The following is a 12,417-nucleotide window of genomic DNA, read 5'->3' on the forward strand; positions in this document are numbered from 1 at the left end:
CGCCCTGGGACGGTGCCGGCGGTCGATGCAGCTCCGCGACCCTTTGGGGCGCCGCCCCGGGATCAGCGTCGCCGGCTGCGGGGGCGTCGTGGCTGGCCGCGCCGTTCCCCGCGCCCCTTGGGGGCGCTGCCCCGGCATCGGCGTTTTCAGCTGCGGGCGCATCGTGGCTGGGCGCGCCCTGGGACGGTGCCGGCGGTCGATGCAGCTCCGCGACCCTTTGGGGCGCCGCCCCGGGATCAGCGTCGCCGGCTGCGGGGGCGTCGTGGCTGGTCACGCCGTTCCCCGGGCCCCTTGGGGGCGCGCCCGACTGGGGCACGCCGGGCTGAGGTGTCTCCGGAGTTCCCGCCAGCAGGAGTGCTGCCCTGCCGCCGTCCTGCTTGCGGAGCAGGCGGATTGCGTCGGCCGCGGAGGACGGAGTGGTCACCGCGATCGCGTCCGCCGCGGTGCCGAAGGCTGCTGCCAGGGCTACCTCGTGGCCCGGGGTCACGGTGAGGAGTTCTGCCGCCGGGCCCAGGATGCCGGTGAGGCGGTCACGGGCACCGAGCAGTATGCCGGTGCCGTCCTTGCGGCGCAGGCCGAGGGCCAGCGCCTCGTGGCGGGCCTGGGTCGCGGCGCGTCTGCGTTCCGCCGCCGTGAGGGCCTCGCGGGCCGCGGTCAGGGCCGCCTCCGCCTCGGCCAGCCGGTGCTTGGCCTCGTCGTGCCGGCCGGCCAGTTCCTCGTCGCCGGCGTCGAGGCCGTCGACCTCCGCCTTCAGCGCCTCGTACTCCTCCTGCGCCGAGACCGCCCGTTCCTGGGCCTCGTCGCGGGCGGCGGCCAGCCGGTCGATCTCGGCCTGGGCGGACGCGGCACGGGAGCGGGCCGCGCCCACCTGGCCGTTCAGCCGGGCCAGGCTCTCGCGGCGGTCGGCGATGGAGCGGGCCACGTCCTTCAGGCGCCGTTCTTCGAGGGCGAGCGCGCGCTCCAGCTCGGCCCGGTGCGCGACGGTGTCGTCCAGGGCGTGCTGGGCCGCCTCCAGGGAGGCCTCCAGCTCGGCCTCCTGCTCACGGATGCGGTGGGCCTCGCGCTCCATGTCCTCGGGGTCGCGGCCGCGCCGTTCCTCGGGGGGCGTGGAGGTGGCGCTCTTCACCCGGGCGTCGGCCAGCGAGATGGTGCCGCGGACGCGTTCGGCGAGCTGGGAGAGCTCGTACCAGGTCTGCTGGGCCCGCTGCAGGCGCGGGGTGAGCTGCCGTACCTCGTCTTCCAGGAGCGCCTCCCGCTGGAGGGCCTTCTTCAGCTCCTGCTCGGCGGCTTCCTTGCGTTCCTTGAGGGCGGCCTCGTCGGCGACCTCGGTCTGGAGCGCCTGGCGCAGTCGTACGAGGTCGTCGGCGAGCAGGCGCAGGCGGGCGTCGCGGAGGTCCGCCTGGATGACGGCGGCTCTGCGAGCGACGGCGGCCTGCCGTCCGAGGGGCTTGAGCTGGCGGCGCAGTTCGTCGGTCAGGTCCTGCACGCGCGCGAGGTTGGCCTGCATCGCGTCCAGCTTGCGCAGCGCCTTCTCCTTGCGCTTGCGGTGCTTGAGGACACCGGCCGCCTCCTCGATGAAGGCCCGGCGGCCCATCGGGTCCGCGTGCAGGACGGAGTCGAGCTGGCCCTGGCCGACGATGACGTGCATCTCGCGGCCGATGCCGGAGTCGGAGAGGAGTTCCTGGATGTCCAGGAGACGGCAGGTGTCGCCGTTGATCTGGTACTCGCTGCCGCCGTTGCGGAACATGATCCGCGTGATGGTGACCTCGGCGTACTCGATGGGCAGCGCGCCGTCGGAGTTGTCGATGGTCAGGGACACCTCGGCACGGCCCAGCGGGGGGCGGCCGGTGGTGCCGGCGAAGATGACGTCCTCCATCTTGCCGCCGCGCAGCGACTTGGCGCTGTGCTCGCCCATGACCCAGGTGAGCGCGTCCACGACGTTGGACTTGCCCGAGCCGTTCGGACCGACGACACACGTGATCCCCGGCTCGAACCGGAGCGTGGTCGCCGAGGCGAACGACTTGAACCCTCGGAGGGTCAGGGCCTTGAGGTGCACGCCGTGGGACTCTACCCGGCGCCGCTACCGCACTCCACGACCCCTCGCAACCTCGCGGTTTCGCGCATGAACATGCAGGGCACACCAGACGTTAAAGAAGGTGAAAGGATGCGCGAGGCTGAAACGGGGCGGGAGCGCAAGAAAGAAGGGACGCCGAGGCGTCCCTTGCAAATCTTGACAACTTAAGCGGTTGAAAGGGCTGCCCGACCGCCGTATGTGCTGTTGTGGAGCGATGCAGCGATCAGGTGAGCGCAGGCTCCGCCTGGTTTGCGTCGATGCTCTCCATGATCCTGTCGGGAGAAGCGGCAGCCGTCAGCGCGTCGTTCTCGGCCTGGATCCGTACGAGCTCGGATTCGAGGTCCTGGACACGCTGCTGGAGCCGTCGCATCTCGGCGAGGAGTCGCGGGTCGGAGCCGCCGACGTAACCGAGAAGCGCCTTTGCCATGATGGATGGTCCTCCACACTGAGTGACCGACCGAAGCGGTGTGGGTCGTGAGGGATTCGCACCCGTGGTGCTTGACACATCCGAGTGTTTCTCGACTGTTGCGCCATGCCAAACAGCTCAGGTGCGCGGGGCTTTCAGCGTCTCACCAAAAAGTTTGACGGTCAACACGATCACGCCCTGCATTGGCGGGCGAACCCGTAGTCGGGCGGCCCTGTTCGGGCGACGCTGCGACTCTCACGGGGCCCTCAGGGCGTGGCGATCATCTGTAAGTGCGGAGCCTGCCACGACACGCGGTTCTTGGCAACCACCAGGCCATTTCTGCTCGGGGCACATGCCGGTGGCAGTTCGCTCCGCTTCCGCCCGTGCGGCTCCACGGCGCGGGCTCAGCGGATGGCGAAGCCGTCGTAGCCGCCCCGCGGTGTGTCCCAGATCTCGGTGACACCCTCCACCCGCCCGGGCGTGTCATCGCCCTGGAGCCAGTCGAGCAGCCCTTCGCAGCCCGCCCGGGAGCCCTCCGCAACCACCTGGACGCGGCCGTCGCCCAAATTGAGAGCAAAACCACTCAGGCCCCCGATCTCCAGCGCCTTGGCCCGCGTGAACCAGCGGAAACCCACGCCTTGTACACGTCCGCGCACCCAGGCGACCAGTCGCACATCCTCGCTCATGGGGTGCAACCTAACCGGCCAATGTCACTCGGGGCACTCCCTCGTTCGGCGGCATGCGGTACCGTCCCCACCCAATGAATCTCATATGAAACTCACTCGATCGGGTGAGTCTGGTTGACCAGACGGAGTCATGAGCCACACCGGCCCCTGGTCGACCGGATCGCGAGGACGAGGGAAGAGGGCAAGGACATGGGACGCCACCGACGCCACGCCGCCGGCCGCGCCGCCACGGGCCACGCCACGGGGATCACGGAGCACGACGGCTCCTACCCGGGCGGCCACGACCCGCAGGACTCGTACGCGGGCCTCCGCTACGGCACGGGCACGGCGGCCTACCTGCGCCAGGAGGAGTACGCCGACGCCAACGCGCGCAGCTCGGCCTACCTCTTCGCGAACGAGGACGACTACGCCCGCTTCATGAACACCGCCGAGTTCCCGGTCGAGGAGCTCACCGCGCGCCGTGGCTCCTCCTCGGGCGGCGGGCACCGGCGCCGCAAGAAGTCGGGGCGGCCCGTGGCCACCGGGCTGCTCGGGGTCTCCGCCGCCGTTGCCATCGGCACGGTCGCGGTGGCCACCGGTCTGGTGCCCGGCCTGGAGAACTACAAGCTCGGCGGCGGCAGCAGCACGACCGGCGGCGAGCGGGTGCAGGCCGACGGCGCGCCCACCAACACGGCCACCGAGCAGGGCGGCACCTCCGGCAGCGCCGAGAGCCGCGGCACCGGCTCCTCGACCAGCCGTGACACCCAGCGCTCCGCCTCGCCGGCGGCCCCGTCGGCGTCCGCCTCGAAGTCCGCCTCAGCCTCAGCCTCCGCGTCGGCGTCCGCGTCCGCGTCCGCCACCCCGACGAAGACGGCGACCAAGAAGCCGACGACCGCCGAAACGCCGTCCAGGAAGGCGACGGCGAGCCCGAGCAGGACGGCCACCAAGGCGCCGGTGAAGACCGCCGCGCCGATCACCACCTCCCAGGAGGCGGTCGTCGAGGCCGAGGTGCTGAAACTGGTGAACGAGGAGCGGGCGAAGGTCGGCTGCAGCGCCCTGTCCGCGAGCTCCTCGCTGACCAGGCTGGCCGAGGCGTTCAGCGACGACATGGCCGCGCGGAACTTCTTCGACCACACCGACCCGGACGGCAAGTCGCCGTGGGACCGAGCCGCGGCGGCCGGCATAACCAACCTCGGCGGCGAGAACATAGCCCGGGGCCAGGCCACCGCCCAGGCCGTCATGGACGCCTGGATGAACAGCGATGGCCACCGCGCCAACATCCTGAACTGCGACTTCAAGACCCTCGGGGTCGGCGTCCACTTCGGCGAGGGCGGTCCTTGGTGGACACAGGACTTCGGCTACTGAGCGCGTCGCCGGCCAGGCCGTTCGTTCGCCGTCGGCCACGCTGACCCGTCGCCAGCGGTACTAACCAACAGTTAGCGCACCCTGTCGGGTTAGCGCTGCATTCCCGTACGCTTGGGGCATGACCATCACCCAGGACGGCGTCGTGGAGCCGCAGCCTCCGTACGACGTCTTCGCCCGGGACTGCCCCTCGCGCACGACCCTCGAGCACGTCATGGGCCGCTGGGGCGGGCTCACCCTGAGCGCGCTGCACGAGGGGTCGTTCCGGTTCAACGAGCTGCGCCGGCGCGTGGACGGTGTCAGCGAGAAGATGCTCTCCCAGACGCTCCAGGCGCTGGAGCGCGACGGCCTGGTGCACCGCGAGGCGCAGCCGACCAACCCGCCGCGCGTCGACTACGAGCTCACCCCGCTCGGCCGCGGGGTCGCCGAGCGCCTGCTGGCCGTCGTGCACTTCGTGGAAGGCCGGATGGACGAGGTGCTGGCCGCCCGCGAGCGTTACGACGAGACGCGCGGCGCCCGCTGACACTGCGGGCAGAAGTAGCTGGACCGGTTCATCCAGGGCCGCCTGCGCATCGGCGTCCCGCATCGCCGGCAGGGCAGCCCCTCGCGGCCGTAGGCGTCCAGCGAGCGGTCGAAGTACCCGGACTCGCCGTTGACGTTGACGTACAGGCTGTCGAAGCTGGTGCCGCCGACGGCCAGGGCCGCGTTCATCACGTCCCGTACATGGCCGAGGAGTTCGGCGGTGCGCGGGCGGGTGAAGCCGGCGGTCGGCCGCTCGTAGTGGAGGCGGGCGCGCCAGAGGGCCTCGTCCGCGTAGATGTTGCCGACTCCGCTGATCAGCGACTGGTCGAGCAGCGCCCGCTTGATGGTGGACCGCTTCCGGCGCAGCGCCTGGTGGAAGGCCTCGTCGTCGAACAGCGGGTCGAGGGGGTCGCGGGCGATGTGCGCGATGACGTCCGGCAGTCCGTCGAGCGTGTTGTCGTGCAACGACAGTCCGCCGAACGTGCGCTGGTCGACGAACCGGAGTTCGGTGCCCAGGCCGTCGCCGAACCGGACGCGGATCCGCAGGTGCTTCTCGTCCGGCGCCTCGTGCGGCTGCACCAGCAACTGGCCGCTCATGCCGAGATGCGCGAGGACCGACTGGTTGGTGTCCTCCAGCGGCAGCCACAGGTACTTGCCGCGCCGGCTCGGAGTGCCGATGCGGTGGCCCTTGAGCCGGTGCGCGAAGTCGTCGGCGCCGGCCACATGCCGTCGTACGGCACGCGGGTGCAGGACCTCGGCCTCGGCCACGACGCGATGGGCGACCCACCGCTCCAGGCCGCGCCGGACGACCTCGACCTCGGGCAATTCAGGCATCGGGACTCCCGGGAAGGACCGTGGACGATCCGAGCGCCCGCCTCCGTGGACCGGTGGCGGGCGCTCGGGCTGCGCTGTTCGTCAGGCGGAGGCGGCGGACGACGGCGGGCCGTCGTCCTCCTCGGCTTCGGCCTTGGCCGCCTGCTCGGCTGCCTTGGCCTTGGCCCGCTCGTCCGCCGCGGCGCGGATGGCGCGCCAGGCGGACTCGGCGGCCTGCTGCTCCGCCTCCTTCTTGCTGCGGCCGGTGCCGGTGCCGTACGAGACGCCTCCGACGCGGGCGGCAGCAGTGAAGGTCTTCTCGTGGTCGGGGCCGGTCTCCGTGACCAGGTACTCGGGCACGCCGAGGCCCTCCGTCGCGGTGAGCTCCTGGAGACTGGTCTTCCAGTCCAGGCCGGCTCCGAGGTTCGAGGACTTCTCGATCAGCGGGTCGAAGAGCCGGTGCACCAGCTCGGACGCCGAATCGAGGCCCTGGTCGAGATAGACCGCGCCGATCACCGCTTCCAGGGTGTCGGCGAGGATGGACGCCTTGTCCCGGCCGCCCGTGCCCTCTTCACCCCGGCCGAGCCGGATGAAGGAACCCAGGTCGAGACCGCGGCCCACCTCCGCGAGCGCACGCGAGTTCACCACCGCGGCCCGGAGCTTGGCCAGCTGGCCCTCGGGCAGGTCGGGGTGAGTGTTGTACAGCGTGTCCGTGACGACGAGACCGAGGACGGAGTCACCGAGGAACTCCAGCCGCTCGTTCGTCGGCAGGCCGCCGTTCTCGTACGCGTAGGAACGGTGGGTCAGCGCACGCACCAGAAGGGCGGACTCGAGCTTGTAGCCGAGCCGCCCTTCCAGAAGCGTGTGGGACGAGGCCGTGCTGTCCGTCTTCTTCTTGGCGGTTGGGTCCGCCTTGGGCTCATCGCCCTTCTTGGGACTGGACACAGTGCCTCTCACCTGGCCGCTCAGACTTCGAGGACCTGGCGCTTGTTGTAGGTGCCGCAAGACGGGCACGCGATGTGCTGCTGCTTGGGCTCGTGGCAGCGCTCGCACGCAACCAGGGTGGGGACCGCAGCCTTCCACTGCGACCGGCGGTGGCGCGTGTTGCTGCGCGACATCTTCCGCTTCGGAACAGCCACGGCTACTTCTCCTGCTTCTCGTCGACGCCCGCTTCCGCGTCAGCGCCGCTCATCTCGTCCTTCTCGCCGTCCTTCATGGATCCGGCGAGTCCCTGCAAAGCCGCCCAACGGATGTCGACGGCGTCGTGGTGGTGGTCCGGGTCGTCCGTGAGCCGGGCTCCGCACTCGGAGCACAGGCCCAGGCAGTCGTCCTGGCACACCGGCTGCATCGGCAGTGCGAGCACCACCGCATCGCGCAGCACGGGTTCGAGGTCGAACAGGCCGTCCTCGATGAAGAACCTGTCCTCGTCGTCCTCGGCGTCGTCGCCCGGTTCCGCGATCACGCGGCCCCGGTCGTCGGCGTCAGGGTACGAGAACAGTTCCTGGAAGTCCGCTTCGAGCTCCTGCCCGACCGGCTCCAGACACCTTACGCACTCCCCCTCGGCCTGTGCACGGGCGGTGCCTGTGACGAGTACACCTTCCATGACCGACTCGAGCCGGAGTTCGAGCTCCACCGGGGCGCCCTGCGGCACTCCGATGACCCCCTTGATCCCGAAGTCCTCGGGAGCGTCGATCGTGCGGGTCAGGCGCTGCAGGGCACCAGGACGCCGTCCCAGCTCGTGCGTGTCGAACACGAACGGGTTGCGGTGGTCGAGGCGCGCGTGAGGAGCCATTCCTGCTTTCGATCTACGAGTTCAGAGGGACGCCGTCCGGAGACGCCTCCGGGCAGCGTGGATCGCGGACGTAGACGCGACCGAAGAGCCAGGATACTGGACCTTTCGCTGTCGGCCCAATCCGCCGGTCCTTGGCCGCCCTCCGCCGGGTTGGTCCGGGCGTTGTTACAGGCCCCGCCCCTGCTCGTAGGCCCGCAGCTGCTCCGGCGTGATCATGCTGGTGTCGAAGAGGCTGGTCTCGTCGAGGGCGTACGACTGGTGCTGCTGATGCTGCTGGGCCGCCTGCTGCTGGGGGTCGTAGACGGGCTGCTGGCCGGTGTCGTAGCCCTGGTAGGCGGCGGCGTACGGATCGGCCTGCTGGTAGCCGTAGGGGTCCTGCTGGTAGCCGTACGCGTCCTGCTGGGCGTAGACGGGCTGCTGCTGGGGGTAGCCGTACGGATCCTGCGCCACGGGCTGCTGCATGGGCTGCTGGTCGTACTGCGGCTGGGGCTGCTGCTGGTGCTGGGGCTGGGCGGCGGGCTGCTCGGCCTGGGCCGCCCGCTCGTCCTGGTCGGCGAGGGCCGCGAGGTCGGCCAGGTAGTCGGCGTCGCTGGAGTGCTGGAACGTCGTGTTGTCGTCGGCCAGGGCGCCGAGGGCGTCGGAGGCGATCCGGCCGTGCAGCTTGGCGCGGCCCTTGCCGACGGCCTCCAGGGTCTTGGCGAGGACCGCCTCGAAGGCGCCGAGCTTGGCGTCCACGTACGCGTCGGCGTCCCGGCGCAGGGTCTCGGGGTCGTGGCTGCGCTCGGGGGCGTCCTCGTCCTCGTAGCCCTGCTCGTCCAGGCCCGGGCCGGTGCCGAGCAGCTTCTCGCGGCCGCGGCCGACCGAGCCGAGGGTCTTGGTGAGGACGACCTCGAAGTTGGCGAGCTTGGAGTCGACGTAGTCGTCGGCGTCGGCACGGACCTCCTCGGCCTCCTGGCGGGCCTCGGCGAGGATCCGGTCGGCCTCGGCCTGGGAGCGGCGGGCCACCTCGGTGTCGGAGATCAGCGAGCCCCGCTCGGCGTGCGCGGTCTCGATGATCCGCTCGGCTTCCATGCGGGCCTGCTCGACCATCTGGTCCCGGCCGCCGATCAGCTCCTCGGCCTGCGCGAGCGAGCCGGGCAGCGCCTGGCGCAGCTCTTCGAGCATCGCGAGCAGGTCGGCACGGTTGACCACGCACGACGCCGACATGGGCATGGACCGGGCGCCGGAGACCGTGCTCACGATCTCGTCGAGCTTCTTCTGCACGTCCACCTGTGCTCGCCACTCTCTACAGCTGGGTTGGAGACGGACGGGACGACTGTAGCCCCATCAGTCCTTGCCGAGACGCTTGTTGAGGGCCTCCAGAACGGCCGGCGGAACCAGGTGGGCGATGTCGCCGCCCCACTGGGCCACCTCCTTCACCAGCGAGGAGGAGAGGAAACTGTAGGTCGGGTTGGTCGGCACGAACAGCGTCTCGACTCCCGACAGACCGTTGTTCATCTGGGCCATCTGCAGTTCGTAGTCGAAGTCGCTGACGGCCCTGAGGCCCTTCACGATGGCAGGGATGTCGCGCTGCTTGCAGAAGTCGACGAGGAGGCCGTGGAACGCCTCGACCCGGACGTTGCCGTAGTCGGCGGTGACCGTGCGGATCAGGTCGATCCGCTCGTCGATCTCGAACAGGCCCTTCTTGGACTTGTTGATCATCACCGCGACGTAGACCTCGTCGTAGAGACGGGACGCACGGGCAATGATGTCGAGGTGTCCGTTGGTGATGGGGTCGAACGACCCGGGACAGACGGCGCGGCGCACTTGAGATCCCTCGCTCTCCGGTCCGGTCATCGTGCGTCTTCGCACGTAGCGGCGGCGCGACCGTACCAAAACGTTCCCTCGCCGTAGCGACGGGACCTGAGGCCCTCGAAGCCGGCCGGCCAGTTGAAAACGCCACCTCTGGTGCTGCGCTCCACGGTGACGAGAGCGTCCGGCGCGAGCCAGCCCCCGGAGTGGAGTGTGAGGAGAATCTCCCGAAGATCGTCGTCGGTGACGGCGTACGGAGGATCCAGGAAGACGATGTCGTACGGCGGTGTGGGCGCCGGTGACTGGATGATCTGCTCGGCCTTGCCCGCTCTCACCTCGGCGCCGGGCAGGCCCAGGTTCTTTACGTTTTCACGTACGACGCGGGCGGCTCTGGGGTCGGCCTCCACGAGCAGGGTGTGGCCGGCGCCCCTGGAGAGGGCCTCCAGGCCCACGGCCCCGGATCCCGCGTAGAGGTCGAGGACGCGTTCGCCGTCCAGGGGGCCGCCCAGGAGGGACTGCCAGGTGGAGAAGAGGCCTTCGCGTGCGCGGTCGGATGTCGGCCGGGTTCCGGTGCCGGGCGGCACGGAGAGGCGCCGTCCGCCTGCCTGGCCGGCGATCACGCGGGTCATCTTGAATCCTCGGTCCGGTGAGTTTTCCGGGGTGGTTACGGAGTCAGTTTGGCAGTAGGTGCGTCGTGGTTGCTCGCGCAGTTCCCCGCGCTCCTTTCAGGGGCGATGCCCATCAGCCCTTTTCCAGGTACTGCTCTCTCTCCTCGTCCAAGAGGGCGTCCAGGGCCGTTCGCAGTCCGGGGAGGTCGGTCAGCTCCGGGTCATCGGCGACCAGAGCCGTCGCCTCCTCCCGTGCCTCCGCGATGATCTCCTCGTCCTCGATCACGGCGAGGACGCGGAGGCTGGAGCGGGCGCCCGACTGGGCCTGGCCCAGGACGTCGCCCTCTCTGCGCTGTTCGAGGTCGATACGGGAGAGCTCGAAGCCGTCCAGGGTCGAGGCGACCGCCGTGAGGCGCTGGCGGGCCGCGCTCGCCTCCGGCATCTCCGTGACCAGGAGGCACAGGCCGGGGGCGGAGCCGCGGCCCACCCGGCCGCGCAGCTGGTGGAGCTGGGAGACGCCGAAGCGGTCGGCGTCCATGATCACCATGGCGGTCGCGTTGGGGACGTTGACGCCGACCTCGATGACCGTGGTGGCGACGAGAACGCCGGTCTCCCCCGCCGCGAAGCGACGCATGACCGCGTCCTTGTCGTCGGGGTGCATGCGGCCGTGCAGGACCTCGACCTTGAGGCCGCTGAGCGGGCCCTTGGCCAAGTGGTCGGCGACGTCGAGGACGGCCAGCGGGGGGCGTTTCTCCGCCTCGTCCTCGACGGACTTCTTCGCCTTCCTGGGGTCGTCTTCCTCGTCGCCGATGCGGGGGCAGACGACGTAGGCCTGGTGGCCGTTGCCGACCTCCTCCCTGACCCGTTCCCAGGCGCGGGCCAGGAAGTGGGGCTTGTCGGCGGCGGGGACGACGTGGGTGGCGATCGGGGAGCGGCCTGCCGGGAGCTGGTCCAGGACGGAGGTCTCGAGGTCGCCGAAGACCGTCATCGCCACCGTGCGGGGGATGGGGGTGGCGGTCATGACGAGGAGGTGGGGCGGCTGCTTGCCCTTGCCGCGGAGGGCGTCCCGCTGTTCGACGCCGAAGCGGTGCTGTTCGTCGACCACGACCAGGCCGAGGTCGTGGAACTGGACCTTGTCCTCGATCAGGGCGTGCGTGCCGATCACGATGCCCGCGTCGCCCGTGACCAGGTCCAGCATCGCCTGGCGGCGGGCCGCCGTGCCCATCGAGCCGGTGAGGAGGACGACCTTGGTGGCGTGCTCCGCGCCGCCGAGCATGCCGCCCTCGGCCAGTTCGCCCATCATCTCGGTGATCGACCGGTGGTGCTGCTGGGCGAGGACCTCGGTGGGGGCGAGCATGGCGGCCTGACCGCCCGCGTCGACGACGGCGAGCATGGCGCGCAGGGCGACCAGAGTCTTCCCGCTGCCGACCTCGCCCTGGAGGAGCCGGTGCATCGGGTGCTCCGTCGCCAGGTCGTCGAAGATCTCCTTCGAGACCTTCTGCTGGCCGTCCGTGAGGGTGAAGGGGAGGCGGTCGTCGAAGGCGGTGAGGAGGCCGTCGGGGGACGGTCTGCGGGCCACCGCCGGGAGCAGGGCGTCGGCGTGGCGGCGGCGGGCCAGGGCGACCTGGAGGACGAAGGCCTCGTCCCACTTGAGGCGGTCGCGGGCCGCGGCGATGTCCGCCTTGGTGTGCGGGCGGTGGATCTTGAGGAGGGCTTCGGGGAGGGAGACCAGCCCGCGGCCCTCGCGGAGGGCCGGCGGGAGGGGGTCCAGGGCCTCCTGGGCGCTGGGGAGGACCGTCTGGACGGCCTTGCCGATCTTCCAGGACTCCAGTTTGGCGGTGGCCGGGTAGAGCGGGATCAGGGCTCCGGCCCAGGTCTCCACGGATTCGGACGGGTCGTCGCCGCGCAGCAACTCGTAGGCCGGGTGCGCCAGTTGGAGGCGCCGGTTGAAGACCGAGACCTTGCCGGCGAACATCGCGCGGGTGCCGGGCAGGAGTTCCTTGTGGGGTTTGTGCACGCCGTTGCCGAAGAAGACCAGTTGGAGCCGGCCGCTGCCGTCGGTGATCGTCACCTCCAGGCGCTGCCCCTTGCCGCGGGGCGCCTTGGCGGAGGCGAAGGTGTGCAGGCGGGCGTCGGCGACCATGGCGACCACCGTGACGTGTTCATCCATGGGCAGGTCGGCGAGGTGGGTGAGCTGGCCGCGCTCCTCGTATCTGCGGGGATAGTGGTGCAGGAGGTCGCCGACGGTGTGCAGGCCGAGATGCTCGGCCATCACCTTCGCGGTGGCTGGGCCGAGCACCTTCTTCAGTGGTTCTTGCAGTGCGGGCACGAGATCCATTGCACACCACACCACTGACAATGCCGTATATGTCTCGGGAAACCCC

At 70.5% G+C, this 12,417-nt stretch carries 13 protein-coding genes; 2 read left to right on the top strand and 11 right to left on the bottom strand.

Translation table 11 applies throughout. The features are described from left to right. The 3 genes from ACZ63F_RS29685 to ACZ63F_RS29695 all read right to left on the bottom strand — a co-directional run. Positions 1 to 2,056, bottom strand: a 2,056-nt coding sequence (locus tag ACZ63F_RS29685) for a chromosome segregation SMC family protein (protein ID WP_469715449.1), incomplete at its 3' end; no start/stop codon positions are given. A gap of 241 nt (positions 2,057 to 2,297) precedes the next feature. Further along, positions 2,298 to 2,501 carry a hypothetical protein gene (locus tag ACZ63F_RS29690; RefSeq protein ID WP_093498859.1) on the bottom strand — a complete coding sequence of 68 codons (204 nt, stop codon included), beginning with the start codon at positions 2,499 to 2,501 and terminating at the stop codon, positions 2,298 to 2,300. A gap of 383 nt (positions 2,502 to 2,884) precedes the next feature. Continuing rightward, the gene (locus ACZ63F_RS29695; RefSeq protein WP_352219379.1) at positions 2,885 to 3,166 is read right to left on the bottom strand and encodes an acylphosphatase; all 282 of its coding nucleotides are present in this window, start codon (positions 3,164 to 3,166) and stop codon (positions 2,885 to 2,887) included. A 189-nt stretch (positions 3,167 to 3,355) separates the two neighbouring features. Between ACZ63F_RS29695 and ACZ63F_RS29700 the strand changes: the two genes are divergently transcribed. After that, positions 3,356 to 4,510 (top strand): CAP domain-containing protein, encoded by a 1,155-nt coding sequence (locus ACZ63F_RS29700; protein ID WP_469715454.1) that lies wholly within the window; start codon positions 3,356 to 3,358, stop codon positions 4,508 to 4,510. 118 nt (positions 4,511 to 4,628) lie between these two features. Continuing rightward, the gene (locus ACZ63F_RS29705) at positions 4,629 to 5,030 is read left to right on the top strand and encodes a winged helix-turn-helix transcriptional regulator (RefSeq protein ID WP_469715456.1); all 402 of its coding nucleotides are present in this window, start codon (positions 4,629 to 4,631) and stop codon (positions 5,028 to 5,030) included. On the opposite strand, the gene mutM is transcribed toward ACZ63F_RS29705, so the two are convergent. The 8 genes from mutM to recG form a co-directional block, all read right to left on the bottom strand. Next, a complete protein-coding gene (mutM, locus tag ACZ63F_RS29710) occupies positions 5,003 to 5,863 on the bottom strand; it encodes a bifunctional DNA-formamidopyrimidine glycosylase/DNA-(apurinic or apyrimidinic site) lyase (protein WP_469715457.1) in 861 nt (286 codons plus the stop codon). The two genes, ACZ63F_RS29705 and mutM, sit on opposite strands and share 28 nt — an antisense overlap. 81 nt (positions 5,864 to 5,944) lie before the next feature. Beyond that, positions 5,945 to 6,799, bottom strand: coding sequence for a ribonuclease III (rnc, locus tag ACZ63F_RS29715; protein WP_469715459.1), 855 nt, complete (start codon positions 6,797 to 6,799; stop codon positions 5,945 to 5,947). 8 nt (positions 6,800 to 6,807) lie between these two features. After that, entirely contained in the window at positions 6,808 to 6,981 is a 174-nt protein-coding gene (rpmF, locus tag ACZ63F_RS29720; RefSeq protein WP_003951102.1) for a 50S ribosomal protein L32, read from the bottom strand. A 2-nt stretch (positions 6,982 to 6,983) separates the two neighbouring features. Further along, on the bottom strand, positions 6,984 to 7,634 hold the full coding sequence (locus tag ACZ63F_RS29725) for a YceD family protein (protein ID WP_093498866.1): 651 nt from the start codon (positions 7,632 to 7,634) through the stop codon (positions 6,984 to 6,986). Between the two features lie 165 nt (positions 7,635 to 7,799). After that, the gene (locus ACZ63F_RS29730) at positions 7,800 to 8,903 is read right to left on the bottom strand and encodes an ATP synthase F0 subunit B (RefSeq protein WP_469715462.1); all 1,104 of its coding nucleotides are present in this window, start codon (positions 8,901 to 8,903) and stop codon (positions 7,800 to 7,802) included. A 57-nt stretch (positions 8,904 to 8,960) separates the two neighbouring features. Beyond that, the gene (gene coaD / locus ACZ63F_RS29735) at positions 8,961 to 9,440 is read right to left on the bottom strand and encodes a pantetheine-phosphate adenylyltransferase (RefSeq protein ID WP_294004943.1); all 480 of its coding nucleotides are present in this window, start codon (positions 9,438 to 9,440) and stop codon (positions 8,961 to 8,963) included. Between the two features lie 26 nt (positions 9,441 to 9,466). Further along, a complete protein-coding gene (rsmD, locus tag ACZ63F_RS29740; RefSeq protein WP_469715465.1) occupies positions 9,467 to 10,054 on the bottom strand; it encodes a 16S rRNA (guanine(966)-N(2))-methyltransferase RsmD in 588 nt (195 codons plus the stop codon). Positions 10,055 to 10,166: 112 nt separating this feature from the next. Then, entirely contained in the window at positions 10,167 to 12,371 is a 2,205-nt protein-coding gene (recG, locus tag ACZ63F_RS29745) for an ATP-dependent DNA helicase RecG (RefSeq protein WP_469715468.1), read from the bottom strand. Between the last annotated feature and the right edge of the window lie 46 nt (positions 12,372 to 12,417).

Source organism: Streptomyces sp. NPDC104761, from assembly GCF_055583445.1.

Bases quoted from the DNA above. Each gene is read 5' to 3' on its own strand.
- rsmD (WP_469715465.1), bottom strand. From the start codon at position 10,054: ATGACCCGCGTGATCGCCGGCCAGGCAGGCGGACGGCGCCTCTCCGTG.
- ACZ63F_RS29695 (WP_352219379.1), bottom strand. From the start codon at position 3,166: ATGAGCGAGGATGTGCGACTGGTCGCCTGGGTGCGCGGACGTGTACAA.
- ACZ63F_RS29690 (WP_093498859.1), bottom strand. From the start codon at position 2,501: ATGGCAAAGGCGCTTCTCGGTTACGTCGGCGGCTCCGACCCGCGACTC.
- mutM (WP_469715457.1), bottom strand. From the start codon at position 5,863: ATGCCTGAATTGCCCGAGGTCGAGGTCGTCCGGCGCGGCCTGGAGCGG.
- ACZ63F_RS29700 (WP_469715454.1), top strand. From the start codon at position 3,356: ATGGGACGCCACCGACGCCACGCCGCCGGCCGCGCCGCCACGGGCCAC.
- ACZ63F_RS29725 (WP_093498866.1), bottom strand. From the start codon at position 7,634: ATGGCTCCTCACGCGCGCCTCGACCACCGCAACCCGTTCGTGTTCGAC.
- ACZ63F_RS29705 (WP_469715456.1), top strand. From the start codon at position 4,629: ATGACCATCACCCAGGACGGCGTCGTGGAGCCGCAGCCTCCGTACGAC.
- recG (WP_469715468.1), bottom strand. From the start codon at position 12,371: ATGGATCTCGTGCCCGCACTGCAAGAACCACTGAAGAAGGTGCTCGGC.